27 protein-coding genes and 1 pseudogene are annotated in these 21,035 nt (G+C 49.2%); all 28 read left to right on the top strand.

Features of this window, described 5'->3' with window-relative positions:
* The first annotated feature begins 12 nt into the window (after positions 1 to 12).
* Positions 13 to 348, top strand: coding sequence for a nucleoside triphosphate pyrophosphohydrolase family protein (locus tag OYT88_RS06205; protein WP_274398655.1), 336 nt, complete (start codon positions 13 to 15; stop codon positions 346 to 348).
* Entirely contained in the window at positions 341 to 559 is a 219-nt protein-coding gene (locus tag OYT88_RS06210; protein ID WP_274398656.1) for a DUF3310 domain-containing protein, read from the top strand. The genes OYT88_RS06205 and OYT88_RS06210 overlap by 8 nt, the downstream gene beginning before the upstream one ends.
* On the top strand, positions 556 to 765 hold the full coding sequence (locus OYT88_RS06215) for a DUF7167 family protein (RefSeq protein WP_274398658.1): 210 nt from the start codon (positions 556 to 558) through the stop codon (positions 763 to 765). Before OYT88_RS06210 ends, OYT88_RS06215 begins: the two co-directional genes overlap by 4 nt.
* The gene (locus OYT88_RS06220) at positions 762 to 1,415 is read left to right on the top strand and encodes a hypothetical protein (RefSeq protein WP_274398660.1); all 654 of its coding nucleotides are present in this window, start codon (positions 762 to 764) and stop codon (positions 1,413 to 1,415) included. The genes OYT88_RS06215 and OYT88_RS06220 overlap by 4 nt, the downstream gene beginning before the upstream one ends.
* A complete protein-coding gene (locus tag OYT88_RS06225) occupies positions 1,415 to 2,047 on the top strand; it encodes a beta clamp domain-containing protein (RefSeq protein WP_274398661.1) in 633 nt (210 codons plus the stop codon). The genes OYT88_RS06220 and OYT88_RS06225 overlap by 1 nt, the downstream gene beginning before the upstream one ends.
* 11 nt (positions 2,048 to 2,058) lie before the next feature.
* Positions 2,059 to 2,547, top strand: a complete 489-nt coding sequence (locus OYT88_RS06230) for a terminase gpP N-terminus-related DNA-binding protein (protein WP_274398662.1) — start codon at positions 2,059 to 2,061, stop codon at positions 2,545 to 2,547.
* The gene (locus OYT88_RS06235; protein WP_274398664.1) at positions 2,544 to 3,293 is read left to right on the top strand and encodes an N-6 DNA methylase; all 750 of its coding nucleotides are present in this window, start codon (positions 2,544 to 2,546) and stop codon (positions 3,291 to 3,293) included. Before OYT88_RS06230 ends, OYT88_RS06235 begins: the two co-directional genes overlap by 4 nt.
* A gap of 181 nt (positions 3,294 to 3,474) precedes the next feature.
* Positions 3,475 to 3,645: a hypothetical protein gene (locus OYT88_RS06240; RefSeq protein WP_274398666.1), complete on the top strand. Its 171-nt coding sequence runs from the start codon at positions 3,475 to 3,477 to the stop codon at positions 3,643 to 3,645.
* A gap of 16 nt (positions 3,646 to 3,661) precedes the next feature.
* On the top strand, positions 3,662 to 6,070 hold the full coding sequence (locus OYT88_RS06245) for a virulence-associated E family protein (protein WP_274398667.1): 2,409 nt from the start codon (positions 3,662 to 3,664) through the stop codon (positions 6,068 to 6,070).
* Positions 6,071 to 6,380: 310 nt separating this feature from the next.
* A complete protein-coding gene (locus OYT88_RS06250) occupies positions 6,381 to 6,662 on the top strand; it encodes a VRR-NUC domain-containing protein (RefSeq protein WP_274398669.1) in 282 nt (93 codons plus the stop codon).
* A pseudogene (locus OYT88_RS06255) lies at positions 6,659 to 8,032 on the top strand (DEAD/DEAH box helicase family protein). The gene OYT88_RS06250 and the pseudogene OYT88_RS06255 overlap by 4 nt, the downstream one beginning before the upstream one ends.
* Entirely contained in the window at positions 8,019 to 8,498 is a 480-nt protein-coding gene (locus OYT88_RS06260) for a sigma factor-like helix-turn-helix DNA-binding protein (RefSeq protein ID WP_274398670.1), read from the top strand. The pseudogene OYT88_RS06255 and the gene OYT88_RS06260 overlap by 14 nt, the downstream one beginning before the upstream one ends.
* Before the next feature lie 68 nt (positions 8,499 to 8,566).
* On the top strand, positions 8,567 to 8,857 hold the full coding sequence (locus tag OYT88_RS06265) for an HNH endonuclease (RefSeq protein ID WP_338000541.1): 291 nt from the start codon (positions 8,567 to 8,569) through the stop codon (positions 8,855 to 8,857).
* A gap of 113 nt (positions 8,858 to 8,970) precedes the next feature.
* Positions 8,971 to 9,336, top strand: coding sequence for a hypothetical protein (locus OYT88_RS06270; protein ID WP_274398672.1), 366 nt, complete (start codon positions 8,971 to 8,973; stop codon positions 9,334 to 9,336).
* Entirely contained in the window at positions 9,333 to 11,006 is a 1,674-nt protein-coding gene (locus OYT88_RS06275; protein WP_274398673.1) for a terminase large subunit, read from the top strand. Before OYT88_RS06270 ends, OYT88_RS06275 begins: the two co-directional genes overlap by 4 nt.
* Before the next feature lie 59 nt (positions 11,007 to 11,065).
* Positions 11,066 to 12,172 carry a phage portal protein gene (locus tag OYT88_RS06280; RefSeq protein ID WP_274398762.1) on the top strand — a complete coding sequence of 369 codons (1,107 nt, stop codon included), beginning with the start codon at positions 11,066 to 11,068 and terminating at the stop codon, positions 12,170 to 12,172.
* Positions 12,173 to 12,185: 13 nt separating this feature from the next.
* Positions 12,186 to 12,884, top strand: a complete 699-nt coding sequence (locus tag OYT88_RS06285) for a head maturation protease, ClpP-related (RefSeq protein WP_274398674.1) — start codon at positions 12,186 to 12,188, stop codon at positions 12,882 to 12,884.
* A gap of 2 nt (positions 12,885 to 12,886) precedes the next feature.
* The gene (locus OYT88_RS06290; RefSeq protein WP_274398675.1) at positions 12,887 to 14,155 is read left to right on the top strand and encodes a phage major capsid protein; all 1,269 of its coding nucleotides are present in this window, start codon (positions 12,887 to 12,889) and stop codon (positions 14,153 to 14,155) included.
* A 14-nt stretch (positions 14,156 to 14,169) separates the two neighbouring features.
* Positions 14,170 to 14,331: a hypothetical protein gene (locus OYT88_RS06295; RefSeq protein ID WP_274398677.1), complete on the top strand. Its 162-nt coding sequence runs from the start codon at positions 14,170 to 14,172 to the stop codon at positions 14,329 to 14,331.
* Positions 14,321 to 14,647 (top strand): head-tail connector protein, encoded by a 327-nt coding sequence (locus OYT88_RS06300; RefSeq protein WP_274398678.1) that lies wholly within the window; start codon positions 14,321 to 14,323, stop codon positions 14,645 to 14,647. The genes OYT88_RS06295 and OYT88_RS06300 overlap by 11 nt, the downstream gene beginning before the upstream one ends.
* A complete protein-coding gene (locus tag OYT88_RS06305) occupies positions 14,644 to 14,946 on the top strand; it encodes a phage head closure protein (RefSeq protein ID WP_274398679.1) in 303 nt (100 codons plus the stop codon). Before OYT88_RS06300 ends, OYT88_RS06305 begins: the two co-directional genes overlap by 4 nt.
* On the top strand, positions 14,936 to 15,286 hold the full coding sequence (locus tag OYT88_RS06310) for an HK97 gp10 family phage protein (protein ID WP_274398680.1): 351 nt from the start codon (positions 14,936 to 14,938) through the stop codon (positions 15,284 to 15,286). The genes OYT88_RS06305 and OYT88_RS06310 overlap by 11 nt, the downstream gene beginning before the upstream one ends.
* Positions 15,283 to 15,618 carry a hypothetical protein gene (locus OYT88_RS06315; protein WP_274398682.1) on the top strand — a complete coding sequence of 112 codons (336 nt, stop codon included), beginning with the start codon at positions 15,283 to 15,285 and terminating at the stop codon, positions 15,616 to 15,618. Before OYT88_RS06310 ends, OYT88_RS06315 begins: the two co-directional genes overlap by 4 nt.
* Positions 15,618 to 16,427 (top strand): major tail protein, encoded by an 810-nt coding sequence (locus OYT88_RS06320; RefSeq protein ID WP_274398684.1) that lies wholly within the window; start codon positions 15,618 to 15,620, stop codon positions 16,425 to 16,427. The genes OYT88_RS06315 and OYT88_RS06320 overlap by 1 nt, the downstream gene beginning before the upstream one ends.
* Positions 16,428 to 16,440: 13 nt before the next feature.
* Entirely contained in the window at positions 16,441 to 16,788 is a 348-nt protein-coding gene (locus OYT88_RS06325) for a hypothetical protein (RefSeq protein ID WP_274398686.1), read from the top strand.
* An 80-nt stretch (positions 16,789 to 16,868) separates the two neighbouring features.
* The gene (locus OYT88_RS06330; protein ID WP_274398688.1) at positions 16,869 to 17,006 is read left to right on the top strand and encodes a hypothetical protein; all 138 of its coding nucleotides are present in this window, start codon (positions 16,869 to 16,871) and stop codon (positions 17,004 to 17,006) included.
* A gap of 18 nt (positions 17,007 to 17,024) precedes the next feature.
* On the top strand, positions 17,025 to 20,192 hold the full coding sequence (locus tag OYT88_RS06335; RefSeq protein WP_274398689.1) for a phage tail tape measure protein: 3,168 nt from the start codon (positions 17,025 to 17,027) through the stop codon (positions 20,190 to 20,192).
* Positions 20,193 to 20,196: 4 nt separating this feature from the next.
* A complete protein-coding gene (locus OYT88_RS06340; RefSeq protein WP_274398690.1) occupies positions 20,197 to 21,024 on the top strand; it encodes a phage tail domain-containing protein in 828 nt (275 codons plus the stop codon).
* The last annotated feature ends 11 nt before the right edge of the window (positions 21,025 to 21,035 follow it).

Consider the following 21,035-nt stretch of genomic DNA (forward strand, 5'->3'; position numbering starts at 1 on the left):
GAATGATAAACGATGGAATTTGACACATATCAGGAATTATCAAGCCGAACAGCAAACTCAGATGAAAAGGGTCGTGACCTGCTGGCAAACTTTGCGCTCGGACTGGCTGGTGAGGCCGGAGAAGTCGCCGACCTAATCAAGAAGTACCGGTTTCACGGCCACGAATTGAAACAGGAGGACCTCATCAAGGAGCTGGGTGACGTCCTCTGGTACGCCTCACTGATTGCTCAGCTGGCGGCAATCAGTTTTAACGAAGTCGCTGAGTCAAACATTGCCAAGCTGATGACACGGTATCCGGACGGGTTTAACAGTGCCGACAGCATAAAGCGGGTGGATGTCCATGAGTAATGTCATCAAGGCGGAAGATATTAACGCACCCGCCTACTACACGCGCGGCAAGATCGATACCTGGGACTTTATCATTGACAAACGACTCGATTTTCTCGAGGGGAACGTCGTCAAATACGTCGTCCGCTGGAAAGAGAAAAACGGCGTCGAGGATCTGAAAAAGGCACGGGTTTATCTTAACAAACTGATTCGGGAGGCGGAGAAAAAATGAATCCGCAAACTAAGGTAACTTTCAACCTGAATATTGGCCTCTATGGATGCGATCAGAAAGAAACGTTCACACTTGACGAACTCGGATATGACCCGGAAATTGATACCAATACCGATATTGATAAGCTTCTTGAGGAGAAATGGCAGGAATGGAGCAATGAGTATATCGACGGTGGATGGGAAATCAGAGAGGCGGAGAAAAAATGAAGAAAAATGAGTTTGACATTATGCTTTATTCAGGAATTGACCTTTTAAAATCATACGACGCGGGAAAAGACATAAACAACGAGATTATTAAAACCTGCGAGCCCTTTATTAAGTCCAGAGCACTCCGGTTAAAGCCTTGGTCCATGGAACTCGACGATGCTGTCAACATTGGCAGACTCCAATGCTATAAATGCCTGATCCGTTTAAAGAGCTACAGGATTAATCAGACTGCTGACTATGACCATCGGTTCAGATATTTTCTGAAAACGATCAGCACCGCTATGGATCACAGTTTTGCGAATGAGGCAAAAGCTAAAAAAAGGAAAAAGCGCGACGGAATCACTCTAAGCCTCAATGCTGCCGCCGATGAAGATGGATCAGAATTTATTGACATCGTTCAGCCCGGCGGCACAGAAAAAATAAATATTATGTTTCTCGCTGGGGACGTTGTCAAAAAGACGCTTGGTGAGTTTAGCATTGACCATCAAAAAATAATTATCAGATACCTAAACACAAACGAAAGCAAGGCAGCCGTAGCAAGATACTTTAGCATCCACAGATCATGGGCGGGAAAAATTATTAATCAATTTTTTAAAAAGATCGAATTAAATTCGATCAAGCTTGGCTACAGAAAGGAGGAAATTGAATAATGACCATCTCTTACACAACTTTTATTAAGCACGCTAGCAAACTTACAAAGCATGTCGGCGAAGCAAGACCAGTTCTTCAGGGCGTTTTTCACCGAGCAAAAGGTGGCGCTCTGATAGCCACTGACAGCCATCGTCTGTATAAAGCAACCGGCGTCTACAGCGGCGGTACGGATGCCGTGATTAATCCGGTGACAGGTGAAACGATCGACGGAGTTTATCCGGATACGGACAAGATCATACCCGACAACCCTAAGGCAGAATTTCAGCTGGAAAGCATTGACCGAATCGTGCCTATGCTGAAGCCTTTTTCCGAGCTTGCCCGATACTCCAGATATGAAGACAAACCGGATAAAAAAGGAGATCAGCTGATCGACCTCGTGACTGCTTTTAAGGACTTAATTACCAAGACACGTAAAAACTATGTACCTGCAAAACTCGTTATTGGCGGAAGTAATGGCGAAGATACACCAGTCAGCGAGACTTTACGGGCTACTTACCTGCTCGAAGCGCTTGACCTGTTCCGGGATGCCGGATACGACGGGGCAACGCTGCAGTATTTTGGCGAGACGCGACCAATTGTTATTATACACGACGAGCTGCTGGCACTAATTATGCCAGTGTGGACGTTCTGAGGTGATCGCTTATGGACCGAGAAAAAGCAGCGCAGGTGCGACTGGAAATATGCCATCTTCTGGATCAGTGCGGAACCTGTCCAAAACGTTACTCGTACAGCAGCCACACGCGGCCGGAAAAAAAGTGCGGCACCTGCAAGCTGTACGCGAAGATCAGGGATGCCGGCGAAAGGCTGGCCGCGATTGAGGAAAAGCCAAAGGTAGGAAATCCGACAAAATTAAACATGTCGCGCGGACAATACTTTGACTACCGAAGACGGGGATTTAGTGATGAAGAGATAGCTGATGAAATCGGTATCCATCGCACGACACTTAGCAGCTGGAAACATAGAAATGGTATACGAAAAAGACAACTTCCAGCATCTGATCAGGAGATCATCGACGCCTATCTGAGCGGATTGTCTATGAACAAAATAGAAAAGAAAATGCATTGCGGAAGACCTCATATCTACAAAATTTTGAATAAACACGGTATCGGAAAGAGAGCAGATAAAAAATGAAATTGACGACGGAAAAGATAAATGAGCTCTTCGGCGTTGATGATAGCTGGAAGGCCCCGGACCGACTAATGAAGATCCTGTTTGACCGTGAACGTAGAGAAAAGTTATTTCGTGAATTCCTAACGATCGAATCGGATGTCAGCTATGACTGGTTTTATCAATATTTTCAGGACGAAGCAGCCGACCGTGTAAAGAAAAAACAGGATTTTACACCGGTGTCAGTCAGTCGTGTGCTGTCAACACTCATCGGGCATGATAAAGGGACTAATTATGACTGCGCGGCCGGTACCGGCGGGCTGACCATTCAAAAGTGGCAGCATGATCGGATGCAATACACGCCGATGGACTACTTCCCATCAGATCATTTTTACCACTGTGAGGATCTAAGCGATAGGGCAATTCCATTTTTATTATTCAACCTGATAATCCGTGGTGTCAACGCCTGCGTTGTCCATTGCGATGTGCTGACAAGGGAAGCTAGAGGCGCATTCTTTATTCAAAATGACAACGACGATGCCCTGCAGTTCAGCAGTCTGAACGTGATTCCATATACCGACGCAAACGCCCGGGAACTCGGTGTGAATTGGAAAGATCAGCGGTATCTGGATCATATTGAGAGCCCGGAGGTACCACTGTTCCTGGAAGACTATGAAAAACACAAAATATGGAAAGATCACCAGCACAAAATTGCTGAAAAGCTTAAAAAGATAACTTATCAAATAGAGAAAGGAGCAACAGCAAAATGACAAGAAAAAGGGTAATCAACTTTGTCGATTACTACGATGACTGGATCGAAACGTACAAGGCCGGTGCAAGCATTACTGAGTCCAATAAAAGCTAAAGGACAACTTAGCCTTTGGGATTGTTCAGGATATTTTTAATTCGCAGTTCGACACGGATGCGCCATAAAAGAAAGGAGCGGAGGTCATGGTTAAGCCACCACTTGGCATTATGCCTAAAAATATCTGGTTACAGCAAAGGCTTGACGATTTGCTCGAAGCCATTGACCGCTATTATGCGGCCGGCTATGAGCCAAGAAAAGAATGGCAAGACGAACGTAATGAACTATTTTTTAAGCTATATAGAAATGAACGATGACAGGAAGTGAGAACGAATGAACGATCCTGCAAAACAACAACAGGTGCAGCATGACGGCCAGCTGACGATCGCTGTCGGTAAGAGCCGGAAAGAGATGCACTGGAAAAATAAACAGCTGCTGTGGTCAGATCTTGTCGCGAGACTGCGCAAGACAGCCGTCACGGGCGAAACGCACAGCGATTATATGAAACTATCAAAGCCCCAGCAGGACGCTGTGAAAGACCGTGGTGGCTTTGTAGGCGGAACGCTTAAAAGTGGCCGGCGCAAGAGCGGACAGGTGGCTTTCAGAAGCCTGCTGACGCTGGACGCCGATTTTATCAAAGGCGACTTATGGGACATGGTCGAAATCGCCCTAGACTGCGCCATTGTCGCCTACAGTACGCACAAGCACACGCCAGCTCGACCGCGGCTTCGGCTGATCATCCCACTGTCGCGTCCAGTAACGGCAGATGAATACCAGCCGCTCGCACGGAAGATCGCGGAAGACCTGGGCATTGATTTCTTCGATGACACGACTTATGAAGCAGAGCGCCTCATGTACTGGCCGTCATCGCCGTCTGACGTGCCCTACTTCTTCCGCTTCCAGGATACTGCCTGGCTGGATCCTGACAGTGTGCTTGCCCGGTATCCGGACTGGAAGGATCCGTCCTACTGGCCGGAATCCAGCCGGCAGAAACAGCAGCGGCAGAAACTGGCCGACAAGCAGGGAAACCCACTGGAGAAGCCGGGAATGGTCGGCGCTTTCTGCCGGGCGTACACGATCACCGAAGCACTCGAAACTTTTCTTCCGGATGTCTATGCACCCGCAGCCGGCGCGCACCGGTACACATACACGGCCGGATCAACGACCGGCGGCATGATTGTCTATGACGATGACCTATTCGCGTACAGCCATCACGGAACGGATCCGATGGGCGGACAGCTGGTCAATGCCTTCGATCTGGTCCGGATCCACAAGTTTCATGACCTAGACGACGATGCCGAGTTTGGGACGCCGACGGTGAAGCTGCCAAGCTACAGTGCCATGATCGACTTTGCCCGTCAGGACGGAAAAGTCAAGGAAACGAATATTAAAGAGCGGCTGGCTGAAGCGAGTGAGGATTTCAAGGATAATAGCGACTGGATTAAGAGACTGGACCAGAACAAGGACGGCAGTTTTGACAAATCGGTGAAGAATATCAAGATCATTCTGCGCAACGATGAAAATCTTGCCGGCAAGTTTGCGCTGAATGACTTCACGCACCGCCAAGAACTGATCGACGATCTGCCATGGCGAAAGCGCAGCCGGGGCGTCGCCTGGAAGGACTCAGATGATGCCTGCCTGCGTAACTACCTCAGCGACATTTACGGCATCAGCCATAAGCAGAACGTCGCTGACGCTGTTGATGAAGTGAACCAGGACAACGCCTTTCATCCGGTCCGTGACTACCTGAACGGGCTCGAGTGGGATGGAACGCCGCGACTGGACACGATCCTTATCGACTATCTCAGCGCCGATGATACGCCGTATGTCCGGGCCGTGACACGGAAGATGCTCATTGCCGCGGTCGGACGGATCATGAAGCCGGGCATCAAGTTTGACCAGATTCTTGTCCTGGTTGGTCCACAGGGGGCAAAGAAAAGCTATTTCATTCGCCGCCTTGGCCATGGCTGGACAAGCGACAGCCTGGATACGATTAAGGGCAAGGATGCCTACGAGCAGCTGCAGGGAACCTGGCTGATCGAACTGGCCGAGCTCAAGGCGACACGACGTGCAGAGACAGAAGCGGTCAAACACTTCACGGCAAAGCAGGTTGACCGGTTCCGGGTCAGTTACGGCCATCATGTCGAGGAGTTTCCGCGGCAGTGCGTGTTTTTTGGGACAACCAACATCAGTATGTTCCTGATCGACAAGACCGGAAACCGCCGCTGGTGGCCAGTCACAATTAAGAAATGCGCGCACAAAAAGGATGTCTGGAACGATCTTAAAGGCGACGAGCTCGATCAGATATGGGCGGAAGCAAAGCACGCCTGGGATCAGCACGAGTCACTGCTGCTGTCTCCTGAACTTGAAAAAGCCGCCCAGGCGATGCAGGAAGCGCACCTGGAAGAGGACGACAAGTTCGGCCTGGTGGAAGAATACCTGAACACGAACACGCCGGCCAGCTGGGACGACTGGGAACTCGGTCAGCGCCGGGCATGGTTGTCTGAAAATCCGAGTATTCGGGAAAAAGGTGTAAACATCCGCGACAAAACCTGTGCGATGGAAATCTGGGCTGAATGCTTCGGGAACAGACCGGAGGATATGAATCCGATGCGGTCCAGAGAGATCAGCGACATTCTGGAAAATATCAGCGGCTGGGTGCCTTATGACAAAAACAGAGGGCGCATGAAATTTAAAATTTATGGAAAGCAAAAGGCCTATGTGTTGGAGGACCAACAGTAGGAGACCAAGGTCAAAAAGGGACCTAGTAAAAAATGTAATAAAAAGTAATAAATTTACAGTATGGTGACCATGACCTCTAAGGTCCCGGTCATGGTCTATATCTTGGTCCAGAGTAAAAGCCTAGTATATCAGTACCTAAACCTATATAAGGGACCATAGGACCTTAATAATAATAATAATAATAATAATAGGATATATAGATTATAGATTAGAATGATTATAATCTATATTCTATAAACAGGGTTTATATATGTTTTTCAAAAGATTGGTCCTTGGTCCTTGTAAAGATTTTCAGGGGAGGTAGGCATCAATGCAGGAAAGCAGATTGGAGCGACGATTGGGACGCGAGGTCAGGAAACTGGGAGGCATAGCCGCAAAGTGGGTGTCTCCGGGATTGGCAGGAGTACCGGACCGGATTCTACTTTTTCCAGGTGGCCGGATCGTGTTTGTCGAGATGAAAGCACCGGGAAAAAATCTGAGAGCGCTGCAGGAATATCGAAAAAAACAGTTAAACGGTCTTGGCTTTAAAGCCGTGAAAATAGATTCGGACAAAGGAATTGACGACTTAATTCAGGAGGTGATGCCACGATGAAGTTCATACCCCACAGTTATCAGAGTTACTGCATTGATCGAGTTGAAAAGATGCCAGCGTCCGGACTGTTTTTGGATATGGGCTTAGGTTGAGGCAAAACAGTTGTCTCTCTTACGGCTATATCCGAACTGCTATATGACTATTTCGACGTGGCGAAAGTGCTGGTGATCGCGCCAAAGCGGGTGGCTGAAGATACCTGGTCACGGGAAACGGAAAAATGGGATCATACGAAAAGTCTTCGTGTGTCGAAGGTTTTAGGATCGCTGGACAAGCGGATCCGGGCATTAATGCAGCCGGCGGACATATACGTGACGAACCGGGAAAACGTCGTCTGGCTGGTTGACTACTACGCAAAAAAATGGCCATTCGACATGGTGGTGATCGACGAGCTGTCGAGTTTCAAGTCGTCAAAAGCCAAGCGGTTTCGGGCACTGAAGAAAGTCCGGCCGCTGATCCATCGGATTGTTGGGTTGACCGGAACGCCGGCACCGAATTCACTGATCGACTTATGGCCACAGATATATCTTCTGGATGGCGGCGAGCGACTGGGAAAAACGATCAGCGCCTATCGTGCCCGATACTTTGAACCGGATCAGCGTAACCGGCAGATTGTTTACAGCTGGCGTTTGAAGGATCATGCCGAAGAGGTGATCCAGAATGAGATTTCAGATATTTGTGTCAGCATGAAGGCAGCTGATTATTTAGACCTTCCGAAGCGCATCGATAATGTCGTATCGGTCAGGCTGAGTCCGGCGGCAAAAAAACAGTACAAGCAGCTGGAACGTGATCTCCTGCTTCCCTTTTCTACCGGCGATATCGTCGCGAACAATGCGGCGGTGCTGTCGAACAAGCTGCTGCAGTATGCGAATGGAGCCATATATAACGAGAATGGTCAGGTGCAGGAGTTGCATTCCGCAAAACTGGACACGCTGGAAGACATCGTCGAAGAGTCGAACGGTCAGCCGATTCTCGTATTCTACCAGTACAAGCATGATCTGGAACGATTGAAAGCAAGGTTCAAAGATGCGCGCGAGTTGACAGACTCGAGGGATATCGAGAGATGGAATGCCAGCCGGATCCCGATGCTGCTGGTCCATCCTGCGAGTGCCGGTCATGGCCTGAATCTTCAGGATGGCGGCCATATCATTGTCTGGTTTGGGCTGACCTGGTCACTGGAACTTTATCAGCAGGCGAATGCCAGACTAGACCGGCAAGGTCAGACGCAAAGCGTGATTGTGCATCATCTGGTAGCTGAAGGGACCGTCGATGAACAGGTCATGAAGGTGCTGCAGAAAAAGGCAGCTGGACAGAACGCGCTGCTTGAAGCGGTAAAGGCGCGATTGGAGGCGGTCAAGAGTGACCATCAGTAAGATGCCGTGGGTCGGGAAATTAATTGACGAATATGAGACCACGATGCACGAACTTCAGGATTATCACGAAAAGATAGACAGCGCTGAAGAACGGTCAGCGGTGAACCGCCTGATCTCGAACCTGTCGTACAGCCTGACCTGGATGAAGCATGGACGCGAGCCGGGAAGTCGTCGTGGTGCTGAACGGAACTATCAGACAACAGTCATTTATGATACCGAGTTATTCCCATCGCTACAGGCAGAGCCAGAGAAAGAACTAACCGAGGATGAGAAGCGAATGATTTCATCGGTACTGATGATTCTGACCAAGAGAGAACGAGACATTTATATCTTGCATGAAGCCTACTTACTTACAGAACGCCAGATATCGTATGAGCTTAATTTATCTCGCCGCACAGTCAGAACATATTTTGATCGAGCAAAAGAAAAAATAAATAGATACTTGTCGCCCATTTGTCGCCCATAGCGTCACTATTAGTGAGAGGGTATTTAAGCGCCTGATGAGGGCGCTTTTTATTATGGGCGTGATAAATCATGAAGCCATGGGCAAAGAAGTTCTATCGGTCAGCAGCATGGCAGAAGGCCAGGCATGCATATATCGTTAAACGCTATGGATTATGTGAACGATGTGGGCAACCGGGAACGATCGTCCACCACAAGATATATCTCAGTCCAAAGAACATAAACAATCCAAGCATTGCACTGAATGATGAACACTTCGAATTGTTGTGTAAAGATTGTCATAACAAAGAACACTTTGAAAAATATTCAGCGACGAGAAATGGATTTGCATTCGACAATGAAGGTAACTTGATACACAAATAGACCCCCCCTGTCAAGAAAAACGTTGGCACCTCACGGAGACCGGTGAACGGACAACAATTTAGCTGGATATGAAATTATATGCGAGGGTGTAGTCTGATAAAGGAGTTTTTACCATGACATCAAAGGAGTTGTCGAAAGATGGCCGGATAAAAAAAGAGTATAATCGCCTGAAGCGAATTTTCAAAGGTTTACCAAAAAATCAGCTGACATCGGTTCAGTCGCTGATGAATAATGCAGCTTTTATGGCGGTGACTTTGGAAGACCTGCAGAAAGCGATCAATGAAAACGGCGTGATCAGTAAATATCAAAACGGCGAGAATCAATGGGGGACGAAAAAGAGCCCCGAAGTTGATGTGTACAACACGATGATTAAAAATTATTCCTCGGTCGTCAAACAGCTCTGCGACTTCCTTCCCGATCAGGGAATCGGAAAGAATGGAGAAAAGCAAGACGCACTGATGGACTTTATCAAGTCATGACCTACCTGGAAGAGTACGCACGCGCCGTCTTGAGTGGCAGGATCGTCGCCTGCCACCGTATTAAGCAGGTCTACAAGATGCTTTTGGACAAGCTGGAGCATCCGGAGAAATATAAACCGTGGATCTTTGATGAAGATGCCGGGAACCGGCCGATTGAGTTCATCGAAAAGTTTTGCAAACAATCTCAAGGTACAATTGGAGCACCGCTTGAACTTCAACTTTTTCAAAAGGCGAAGCATCAGGCGGTTTTTGGTTTCGTCAATTCGCAGACAGGAGAGCGGCAGTATCAGGAAGTGCTGGACATCCGTGGACGGAAAAACGGTAAGACAACAGAGCTTGCCGCCGATTCCTTGTACTTCGATATTGCCGATGGCGAAGGTGCTCCGGAAGTCTATTTCATTGCGACGAAGCAGGACCAGGCGAAAAAAGGATTCGTCGAAGCCTGGAACATGACGAAGCAAAGCCCAGATATTCGCCGGCATTTGAGAAAGCGGCAGTCAGATTTATATTCGTCGTTTAATCTCGGATCGATTAAGGCGCTGGCCAGTAATACGAATACTCTGGACAGCCTGAACGCCAGCGCGGTGATTATCGACGAACTGGCAGCCATTAAGAACCGCGATATTTACGACTTAATGAAGCAGTCGATGTCCTCACGTCGTCAGCCGCTTTTGACCTGTATCACGACAAACGGTTTTGTCCGTGGCAGTATTTTTGATGCTCAGTATGACTACGCAATCGGTGTTTTGGATGGGAAGATCAAAGACGATCGTTTCCTGCCGCTGATCTATGAGTTGGATGATCGCGATGAGTGGGACAACTCGAAAATGTGGATCAAGGCGAACCCGGGGCTGGGAACCATCAAGTCGTTTGAGTACCTGAAAGGAAACGTTGAAAAGGCAAAGCAGGATCCGGGATTCCGGCCGACCGTCATGGTCAAGGATTTTAACATCAAGGAAAACTCGGCAAGCGCCTGGCTCACTTGGGACGAGATCGAGAATAAGGAACGGTTCGAATTTGACAAGATGGGTTTCCGCTATGGTATCGGTTGCTTCGATGCTGCCGATACGACGGACCTAAACAGTGCTCATGCGCTGTGCATGCGACCGAACGATGACAAGATTTATCTGAAGTCGATGTACTGGCTGCCTGAAGAAGTGCTCAATCAGATGACGCAGGACGGCAACCGCAGGGAGCGCGATAGCGTTCCATATCTGCTCTGGGAACGTCAGGGGCTACTTCGATCCTATCCGGGCAACAAAGTGGACAAGATCGTTTTTCTGAACTGGTTTAAAGAGCTGCGGGACGACGACGACCTGTATATCCTGTACATCGGCTACGATCCCTGGCATGTCGATGATGCGACACTGCGCATGTTTCAGGGAGAGTTCGGGCCGAACAGCATGATTCCGATCCGGCAGGGACCGGCCACGATGTCCCAGCCGCTGAAGGAATTGAAAGCAGACCTGCATGCCGGAAAGATTGTCCATAACGGAAATCCAATTGATATGTGGTGCCTGAGCAATGCGGAGATTAAGGCGGATATCAACGGGAATATTCAGCTGGTGAAGGGAATGGACAACCGTAAACGTATTGACGGCGTGGCTTCCCTGGCTGACGGCTACATTGTTCTGAAAGATATGTTTGATGAGTACAGCAACATGATCTGAAGGGAGGTGATGGCTTGTGGCCGTTTAATCGAGCTGTCAAGGTAACTCAGAAGTTTAAAATGATTACTGATCAGGGCAACGGATTTTATTCTTGGTCTGGGAAATTGTATGAGTCCGATATTGTGCGCGCGGCTATACGTCCGAAAGCGCGGGCAATGGGTAAGCTGATTGGAAAGCATATCCGGGATTCGGCGACAGGCTCGTCAGTCAATCCGGATGTCTATATGAGGATGCTGCTCGAAGAGCCAAATCCCTATATGACCGGGCAAATGCTGCAAGAAAAGCTGGCCGTGCAGCTGGAACTGAACAATAACGCGTTTGCCTATATTAATCGTGATCCGAACGGCACACCGATGGAGATTTACCCGATCACGGCAATTGGCGTACAAGGTCTGGTTGATGATTCCGGAGAGCTTTTCTTGCAATTCAGTTTATTGAATGGCCGGACAGTCACCTTTCACTATACGGACATCATACATCTCCGAAAGGATTTTAATACGGATGATCTGTTTGGCGAGAATCCATCACAGGCGCTGACTTCCGTCATGGAGGTCGTGAATACAACCGACCAGGGTATTGTCTACGCGATCAAAAATTCAGCGGTGATCCGCTGGCTGCTGAAGTTTACAACGACGCTGAGGCCAGAGGACCAGAAGAAAGAGGTCAAGCGGTTCGTCGATGACTATCTGAACACTGAAAGCGATACGGTCGGAGTTGCTGCCACGGACGCCAAGGCGGATGCAAAACAGGTTGACCCGAAAGACTACGTTCCAAATGAAAAACAGATGGATCTAGCCAAACAGAGGATTTATTCTTTTTTCAATACGAACGATAAAATCGTTCAAAGCACCTATAACGAAGACGAATGGATCAGTTATTACGAGGCGACGATTGAACCGGATGCCATGCAGCTAAGCGGTGAATATACCAGAAAATTATTTAACCGGCGTGAACGCGGCTTTGGAAACCGGATCGTGTTTGAAAGCTCAAACTTGACGTTTGCCAGCATGCAAACCAAGCTCGGTCTTGTTCAGTTTGTTGATCGCGGTATTATGTCGCCGAATGAAGTCCGGTCCATTCTGAACATGGCTCCGGTTGATGGCGGCGACACGATGATCCGCCGGCTAGATACTCAGCCAACATCGCAGCCGCCCAGCTCACAGTAGGAGGTGATCAAATGTGACAACAAAGATTGGTATTAAGGGCGTCATTATCCCGAACGACTATCAGTGGGTTTATGACTGGCTGGAGATGGATGCGACAAGCCCGAATTCGGTGCATAGCCAGCTGATGGCGGCAAACGGCGACGATCTGGAAGTAGAGATCAATTCTCCAGGCGGATCAGTCTTCGACGGCAGCGAGATTTATACAGCTCTGAAAGAGTATCCGGGTAATGTCGTCGTGAAAGTTGTCGGCATGGCAGCTTCTGCAGCGTCGCTAATCGCTATGGCCGGGAGTAAAGTGCTGATGTCTCCAACGGCACAGATGATGATCCACAACGCGTCGATGCCAGCTGACGGCGATTACCGTGCAATGGACCACGCGTCCGAATGGCTTCAGAAGACCAATGAGACCGCGCGCAACGCCTACAAGCTGAAGACAGGCATAGATGACGCGGAATTAAAGGCCATGATGGATCACGAAACTTGGATGACGCCGGCTGACGCTGTTCAAAAAGGGTTTGCCGATGAGGTCATGTTTCTAAATAGCGAGCCCGCGCCGCTGGTTGCGACAGCATCCGTTCAGCAGATGTTGCCTCTGTCCGTGATTAATAAAATACGTAACAAATTGGGCCCGATCGTTAAGCCGAAACCGGCTGATACGACGGACCTTTTAATCGCTGAATTTAATCTACTATCGCTTAAGGAGCGTGACTGACAATGAATAAAGAACAGTATCTGAAACAGCGAAATGAGCTGATGGCTGCCGCACAGACCCTGATCAATGACGGAAAAGCTGCAGAAGCCAAAGCTAAAATGGAAGAGGTAAAAGCACTGGATAAGCAGTGGGATGATATCAAGCTGGAACAGGCGAATCTGGCTGCTCTGCAGAACAAAACAAAAGGCCTTGTACTGGAAAACAAGAGCGTAGCTGTTGAGGGGGCAAAGCAGGTGGGGAAAATTGAGGGAATCAAGCCGAAAGATGAATCTGGTCTTTACAAGGTCGCCTTTTACAAAAAACTGACTAACCGGTCCATGAATGCGGACGAAGAAAATATCTACAAAGCCAAAAATATTCAGCCACAGATTGGACAGCCCCAGAACGCATTTACCCACGATACAAGTAACACTGGTATCCTGATTCCTGAAACAGTGGCTACGGCTATCTGGAAGCGGGCTGAAGAGGCCTATCCGCTGTATGCCGATGCCCAGAAATTCGGCGTTTCCGGTAAATTCTCCATCCCGAAACACACAGGAATTGCCGCCGGTGACGCAAAGTGGTATGACGAACCGACACCGACAGAAGACGAGCAGAATACCTTTGGCACCTTTGACCTTGACGGCCGCGAGCTGTCGAAAGCCGCAACCGTGTCATGGAAACTGAAATCGATGGCCATGGATGCTTTTCTTCCGTTCCTGCAGAATGAGCTCGGCGATCGTTGCGGCGTTGCCCTCGGCTATGCAGCGGCACAGGGCAAAGGATCCACGGCAACACCTCCGGAACCGCGCGGCGTTGAAACGGCTCTGATTGCCCAGGCGGGTACACCGCAGATCGTGACCTACGATCCGGACAATGCAACGACACCGGTACCGCTGACCTATGACATGCTAGTCCAGGCGGTGGCTAAGCTGCATTCGTCTTATGCAAACAGCGCTTCAATCTATGCCAACAATGCGACAATCTGGAATCAGCTGGCAACGCTTAAAGACAACACGGGACGCCCGCTGTTTATCCCAGACGTAACGAGCGGCGGCGTCGGCCGGATCTTTGGCATGACCGTTAAGCCTGACGCGGGTCTCTCTGCTGGAAATATCCTGTTCGGCGCTACTCGTCAGGGCCTTATCTTCAACGTCAACGAAGCGCTGTCTCTGGTTACTGAAGACCACGCCAAAGAGCGTACGACCGATTATGTGGTTTATGGTGTTGTTGACGGTGATGTTATCGACGAACAGGCCTTCGCGCTCATCCGCAATCTTCCGAATGCGTAAGGGAGTGATGACATATGACCGGAATGGTGCTTAAACCTTTTCAGGATAAGAAAACCGGTGAAATCTTCGAGATCGGGGATGAGTATTCTGCTGAGAGTAGAAGAATTAATGATCTCGCTAAAAAAGGTTTTGTCGCAAAGCCTTCCGCCCTGAGGGTGATTCCTGATGGCAACTGATGTTCTGCTTCCTGATGTGAAAACGGCGCTTCGAGTAACTCATACGGCGCTTGATTCCGAGATTAATGACCTGATTCTGGCAGCCCGGAAGGACTTATTTTATAGCGGCGTGGGACAGGCGGTCTCAGAAGCTACTGACTCAATTGACCCGCTGATTAAGCGGGCCATTGTTGTATACTGCAAAGCAAACTTTCTGGACAATGTGGCCGATACGGAACGCTTTCAGCTGTCCTACGATCTTCTGAAAACGCATCTCGCACTGTCTGGTGATTATCAGGATCCGGATACCACGACGACAGGGACGACGACGCCATGAACTATATTCTGTTCTTTCCTGTAATCACAGAAACGACCGATGAGCTTGGGCAGCCGACGCAAACTGTTGACTATTCGCGGCAAATATTCTGCGACAGGAAGCCGATTCCGCAAAGCGAATTTTTCGCCGGCGGTCAGCAGGGAATAAAACCGGAAATCTGTCTGATCGTCGGGCAGTTCGACTATCAGAATGAGCAAACGGTGAAGTTTGAGGGCGTTGTCTACTCGATCTATCGGAAGTATGAAACGCATGACGAGACGATTGAGCTGTACTGCGAGGTGAGATCCGGTGCCCATTAATCTAGCTGATGAAATCGCTCAGGCTTTGCAAGAATACACGGATGACGTGACTCAGGAACTCGACGATGCAAAGGATAAAATCTCGAAAGAGGCTGTTTCCGAGCTAAGGACGACGAGTCCGAAAAAGACCGGAGACTATGCAAAAGGCTGGACTCGGAAGAAAACAAAATATGGTTATGTCGTCCATAACCGGACCGATTATCAACTGACGCATCTGCTAGAGTATGGACATGCAAAGCGTAACGGCGGTCGTGTGCGGGCTTATCCGCACATCGCACCGGTTGAACAGAAAGTGATTGATAAGTTTACCAGCGCGTCGGAGAAAGCGGTGAGGGGATGACACTTGCTGAACTCTATCAGATTCTTTTGCAGACCGGGAAACCGGTCTTTTATTCACACTGGATGCCGTCTCAGCAGTATCCGGTATGTCCTCCTCCGCCGTTTATTTGCTATTGGGTGCCGGATTCTCCAAACATGATTGCCGACGATAGGGTATATCAGAAAATCGACTATGTCGAGATTGAACTCTATACCGATAAGAAAGATCCGGCAACCGAGGCTATTCTGGAACAGCTGCTAGATGACAACGACATTGCTTATACCTCATCTGAGGTCTGGATTGATACAGAAAAGCTTTTTGAAAAAATTTATGAAGTGGAGTTGATTCGATAATGCCTGAAAATAAGGTAAGATATGGCCTGCGAAATGCGCATTATTCTAAAATCACCGAAAACGCAGACGGAACCCTTTCTTTTGGTATTCCGAAGCCGCTACCCGGTTCTGTCAATCTGACATTGACGGCCAGTGGCGACCCGATTCAGTTTTTTGCAGATGACACGACTTATTACCAGGAAGACACAAATAACGGCTACGACGGAAAGTTTGAACTTTCTCGACTGACAGAGGACTTCCGCAAAGATTGTCTGGGTGAGACGAATAATGGCGAGGCCATGATTGAAAACGCGGATAGTCACGGAAGCAAATTCGCGCTGCTGTTTGAATTTCAGGGCGATAAGAAAGCGACTCGCCATGTTGTTTATTATTGCTCGGCAAGCCGTCCGGAGCAGGCTAGTGCGACGAAATCGGACAAGACAGAAGTCCAGACGACGACGCTTGAATTTACGTCCGCTCCGCGCCCCGATAACCGGATCGTTAAGGCGAATACGTCAAGCACGGTTTCGGATGCAGTATATAACGGCTGGTATGATGCTGTTTATGAGCCGACGCTCGTCCCTGCCACCGGACTGACGCTCGTTCCGGATACAATTAGTCTGGCCATTGGGGCAATCCAGCAGCTGGCGGCAACGGTCAGCCCGGCTAATGCGACGAACCGTAATGTCACCTACCTTTCCAGTGACCCGACCATTGCGACGGTATCAGATACAGGTCTTATTACTGCAGTCGCTGTAGGGTCGGCAACGATCACAGCGAAGACTGCCGATGGAAGCTTCACCGATACCTGCGCTGTGACTGTGGCATAAGGAGCGATTAAATTTGGAAAAAACAATAACGATTGATGGAAAAAGCGTCCGGTTGAAAACGTCGGGCGCTTTTCCTTTGCGTTTTAAGGCCCAGTTTCATGAAGACTTCTTCTCAAAATTAATGGGGATGACAGCCTTTGAGAAGCTGGGAAAGAAGAAAAAACTGACTCCGGACGATTTAGCCCAGGTTGATTTTGACATTTTTTATGATCTTGTCTGGACGATGGCCAAGACAGCTGATCCTTCTATTCCGGAGCCGATGACCTGGCTGGATGGCTTCGAGACGTTCCCCATTGTGGAAATTATCCCTGAGATTCAGGATATGCTGACGTCGATGGTACAGACCAAAAAAAACGTATAAAGGAACAAGATACTGACGATCCGATCACGACTGAACAGTACCTTGTTCTTTGTTATAAAACCGGATTGACGCGGGCGGATTTGGACGACATAGAGATTGGCGGAGCGCTTGATTACGTAAATGAGTACGTCGACATGATGCAGCAGTCAGACGATCCGGATAGTAACAGTAATAGCAATACACGCGATGCGACACAGGCAGACTTTGATCAATTTTAACAGACGGGAGGTAGAAGCATGGCCGGACGAATTAAAGGCATAACGATTGAAATTGACGGGTCAACAGTCGGATTGCAAAAGGCTTTGTCTTCCGTCAATGCTCAGGCAAACAGGCTACAGTCCGAATTGCGAGATACCGAACGTCTGCTGAAATTTAACCCGGGGAATATCGACCTAGTCGCGCAGAAGCAGAAGATCCTGACGGCGCAGATTGAAGCGACACGGAACAAGCTGAATCAGCTGAAGTCTGCACAGTCTCAGGTTGAACAGCAGTTTGCTTCCGGAAAAATCGGCGAATCTCAGTATCGCGGTTTTCAGCGTGAAGTCATTAATACCGAACAGAAGCTGCGGGATCTTGACGGGAAACTGAAAACGACGAATACCGAACTCGCAAACAATGGCCGGGCGGCTGGAAAATTGTCTCAGGACTATAAAAAAGCCTTCGATGACGCTAAAAAGTCCTCAGACAATACCTTTAATAGTTTAAAATCTGCCGGTAGTACCGTAACGGTTGCCGGTGCGGGCATGGCTGCCGGTCTCGGTCTGGTTGTCAAAAGTGCTGCAGACTTTGACCAGGCAATGGCCAATGCTTATTCAGTCATGGCTCCGGATGAAGTCAATAAGTTCAAAGGCGCTCTGCAGGATCTGGCTATTCAGATGGGCGCCAAGACAAAATATTCGGCCACTGAGGCGGCAAATGGTATTGGAGAGCTGCTGAAAGCCGGCGTGTCGGTCACAGACATCATGCATGGCGGTTTGAAAGGTGCCCTTGACTTGGCGACTGCCGGCGACTTGAATCTGGCTGACGCGGCTCAGATCGCTTCGACAGCTCTGAACGCCTTTAAAAATGATAATTTGTCTGTGGCACAGGCTGGGAATATTCTTGCCGGCGCAGCCAATGCATCAGCCACTGATGTAAGTGAACTGCAGTTTGGCTTGTCTGCCGTCTCTGCCGTTGCCTCTGGTGCTGGATTTACGTTTAAAGATACGGCGACGGCTCTGGCAGAATTTGCGCAGAACGGATTGAAAGGACAGGATGCCGGAACTTCGCTGAAAACGATGCTGCTGAATCTACAGCCGCAGAGCAAAGCAGCTGCAAATGAAATGAAGCAGCTAGGCATTATCACAAAAAGCGGATCAAATGAGTTTGTCGGGGCGAACGGGAAGTTTAAGAGCCTGTCCGACATCTCGCAGATCCTGCAGGACCGTCTGAAAGGGCTCACGCTTGCGCAACAGCAGCAGGCACTGAAGACGATGTTCGGTACTGATGCTGTCCGTGCAGCCAACATCATGATGCATGAAGGCGCCAAGGGTGCCACTGATATGTCTACGGCGATGGGTAAAGTGACCGCGGCAGATGTGGCCGCCCAGAAGATGAATACCTTCAGCGGCGCTGTCGAACAGCTGAAAGGATCGCTGGAAACAGCAGGTATTTCACTCGGAAATGCACTGCTTCCGGCTTTGAAAGTTGTTGTCCAGGTCGTCCAGTCTGTCATAGATGGATTTAATAAGTTATCGCCTGGAATGAAGTCTTTTATCGCCATTGGTGCGGCGGTGACAGCGGCTCTGCTCCTGCTTATCGGACCGATTTTGTTATTAATCGGGGCGCTTCCGGCCTTAATGGCTGGATTTACCGCGCTTGCCGGTCCAGTTGGCGTGATAATCGGAATTGTCGCTGCGGTTATAGCTGTAATTGTTGGCTTAACGGTAGCCTTTACAACGCTATACAACAGGAACCAGGCTTTCCGAAATGGCGTGATTGCCATCTGGCAATCAATTCAGGCAGCAGCTACAGTTGTCTGGAACGCAATTATAAATGTGATCCGACAGGTCATGGCTGCCGTTCTTCCGTTTGTCATGGCAATATGGAACCAAATCAGGGCCTTCTGGCAGCAGAACGGCGCGATGATTATGCAGGCGACGATGAATGTATGGAATGTGATCAGTACGATCATTCGTACCGTGATGACAATTATTATGTCGATTATGCGCCTGATCTGGCCAGTTATTCGCGTTTTAATTGTGTCCACATGGGACGCAATCAAGAATACGATTCAGGGCGCTGTGACCGTGATCATGTCGATTATTCAGATCTTCGCGGCACTGTTTACTGGAAACTGGGGCAAACTTTGGTCTGGCATCAAGAACCTGCTCTCCGGCTCACTGCAGCTGATCTGGGGGCTGATTAATCTGTTCTTTGTATCTAAACTTCTTGCGCCATTGAGAGCGTTTGGCGGGCTTGCTGGTGGCTTTATACGTGGTGCCTGGAATCTGATCAAATCAATCTTTATGGGCGCCCTTAACGGAATCAGGAGTTTCGTAACCGGTGGCTTTAGCGCTTATGTACGACTTGCACGATCTGGTATGAGCGGAATATCATCAATCATCCGGTCCGTTTGGAACGTGATCAGAAGCGTTTTTTCTGGGGCGATCAATGGCATACGGGGCGCAGTATCCGGCGGATTTAATGTGATCCGCGCTATCGTTAGCGGCGTCATGGGCGGCATACGTGGTTTTATCTCCGGCGTATGGAGCGGAATAAGGGGAACTATATCCGGAGCCGTCAACGGCGCCAGGGGAGCTGTCAGCGGTGCTTTCAATGCGATGCGCAGTGTCGTCAGCAGTGTCATGAGCGGCGTACGCGGTGCCGTCTCTCGGGGCTGGAATGCGGCAATTGGATTTCTACGCGGAATCAATCTCTGGAATATTGGAAAAAACATCATCCAGGGCCTGGTCAATGGTATCGGATCAATGGCTGGCGCTGTCTGGGACGCGGTGAAACGGGTTGCCGGCGGCATCAAATCGAAGATCATGAGCATGCTCGGCATCCACTCGCCATCGAAGGTCATGGCATGGGTTGGCCAAATGACCGGGCAAGGCCTGGTCAATGGTATTGCTGGAATGGCGGGTTCTGTTTCGTCTGCGGCCGGACAGCTGGCACAGGCCGCGGTACCGTCAATTCCGGCAGTAACCGCTCCATCAGTAACTGGATCAAGCGCTGTCGATAACTCGTCGCTGTCTGGATCCAATTCGGCAGTGGTCAATCTTCTCCAGCAGCAGAATGATTTACTGATGAAATTGCTTGTTAAGCCGAGCGACGTGATAATCGACAAAAAAGCCATGGAGTCGACGGTTAGCCGGCTTCAGGCTCAGCGCTTGAATCAGTTAGCGTATATGAGGGGCTGATCGCATGGCAGAAACATTAATTATTGAAAAACTGGATGGGACAAAAAAGGCTGTCACGGATATTAAAGGCGCGCATCTCCTCAGCGTTCGCGATATGGGCCCACAGCCTGCGACGGATTATGGTCAGATGTCCGGCGTAGACGGACGGCAGGATAATGGGACGACTTTTGATCTTCGGATCATTGAGGCTGATTTTCTCTATTCCGGTACAGACCGCTGGGACTATGCGCTAGCCATGCGCGCGATATGGGCAGAAATATTTGATTATGACCCGTTTTATATCAGCTGGTCACGGATGCCGGGATTCCGCTACTTAGTCAAATGCAAACCGTTCGAGTTTACGAAAATAGGTAATCTTCGATCCGGGACATTCACGATACAGTTTGAAGCCTTTCGGGGTTTCGCTGAAAGCCAGGGACGCACGGATATTGACCCGATCAATATGCAGTCCGAAAAATATCAGATGATCGGCCAGGGCTTCCCGATGGATGAAGACCTAATCTATCACCACACGGAAAGCAGTTTCCGGATATTTAACGCCGGGAATGTCCGAGTTAACCCACGATTTCACTTCTGCCTGATAAGCATAAAAGGGACAGGCAGCCCGATACTGACGAACCAGACAACCGGAGAAGTTTTTCAGTATTTTCCGGCGCTATCCTCCGGCGATGAGTTGACGATCGACGGTATTTATCCGAAGTTAAACGGCGTCAGCTGTGGTCGTGATACCAATCATGGGCTGATCAGTATGGCGCCTGGCTGGAATGATATGCAGCTATCCGGACTCACAAATCCGGAGTCAACTTTTGGATTTTATTTTCTATATAAGTGAGGTGAACGACT

Source organism: Sporolactobacillus sp. CQH2019 (assembly GCF_028765345.1).
Taxonomy (GTDB): Bacteria; Bacillota; Bacilli; order Bacillales; family Sporolactobacillaceae; genus Sporolactobacillus.

Coding starts and splice junctions, on each gene's coding strand:
- OYT88_RS06205 (WP_274398655.1), top strand. CDS start 13: ATGGAATTTGACACATATCAGGAATTATCAAGCCGAACAGCAAACTCA.
- OYT88_RS06210 (WP_274398656.1), top strand. CDS start 341: ATGAGTAATGTCATCAAGGCGGAAGATATTAACGCACCCGCCTACTAC.
- OYT88_RS06215 (WP_274398658.1), top strand. CDS start 556: ATGAATCCGCAAACTAAGGTAACTTTCAACCTGAATATTGGCCTCTAT.
- OYT88_RS06220 (WP_274398660.1), top strand. CDS start 762: ATGAAGAAAAATGAGTTTGACATTATGCTTTATTCAGGAATTGACCTT.
- OYT88_RS06225 (WP_274398661.1), top strand. CDS start 1,415: ATGACCATCTCTTACACAACTTTTATTAAGCACGCTAGCAAACTTACA.
- OYT88_RS06230 (WP_274398662.1), top strand. CDS start 2,059: ATGGACCGAGAAAAAGCAGCGCAGGTGCGACTGGAAATATGCCATCTT.
- OYT88_RS06235 (WP_274398664.1), top strand. CDS start 2,544: ATGAAATTGACGACGGAAAAGATAAATGAGCTCTTCGGCGTTGATGAT.
- OYT88_RS06240 (WP_274398666.1), top strand. CDS start 3,475: ATGGTTAAGCCACCACTTGGCATTATGCCTAAAAATATCTGGTTACAG.
- OYT88_RS06245 (WP_274398667.1), top strand. CDS start 3,662: ATGAACGATCCTGCAAAACAACAACAGGTGCAGCATGACGGCCAGCTG.
- OYT88_RS06250 (WP_274398669.1), top strand. CDS start 6,381: ATGCAGGAAAGCAGATTGGAGCGACGATTGGGACGCGAGGTCAGGAAA.
- OYT88_RS06265 (WP_338000541.1), top strand. CDS start 8,567: ATGAAGCCATGGGCAAAGAAGTTCTATCGGTCAGCAGCATGGCAGAAG.
- OYT88_RS06270 (WP_274398672.1), top strand. CDS start 8,971: ATGACATCAAAGGAGTTGTCGAAAGATGGCCGGATAAAAAAAGAGTAT.
- OYT88_RS06275 (WP_274398673.1), top strand. CDS start 9,333: ATGACCTACCTGGAAGAGTACGCACGCGCCGTCTTGAGTGGCAGGATC.
- OYT88_RS06280 (WP_274398762.1), top strand. CDS start 11,066: ATGATTACTGATCAGGGCAACGGATTTTATTCTTGGTCTGGGAAATTG.
- OYT88_RS06290 (WP_274398675.1), top strand. CDS start 12,887: ATGAATAAAGAACAGTATCTGAAACAGCGAAATGAGCTGATGGCTGCC.
- OYT88_RS06295 (WP_274398677.1), top strand. CDS start 14,170: ATGACCGGAATGGTGCTTAAACCTTTTCAGGATAAGAAAACCGGTGAA.
- OYT88_RS06300 (WP_274398678.1), top strand. CDS start 14,321: ATGGCAACTGATGTTCTGCTTCCTGATGTGAAAACGGCGCTTCGAGTA.
- OYT88_RS06305 (WP_274398679.1), top strand. CDS start 14,644: ATGAACTATATTCTGTTCTTTCCTGTAATCACAGAAACGACCGATGAG.
- OYT88_RS06315 (WP_274398682.1), top strand. CDS start 15,283: ATGACACTTGCTGAACTCTATCAGATTCTTTTGCAGACCGGGAAACCG.
- OYT88_RS06320 (WP_274398684.1), top strand. CDS start 15,618: ATGCCTGAAAATAAGGTAAGATATGGCCTGCGAAATGCGCATTATTCT.
- OYT88_RS06335 (WP_274398689.1), top strand. CDS start 17,025: ATGGCCGGACGAATTAAAGGCATAACGATTGAAATTGACGGGTCAACA.
- OYT88_RS06340 (WP_274398690.1), top strand. CDS start 20,197: ATGGCAGAAACATTAATTATTGAAAAACTGGATGGGACAAAAAAGGCT.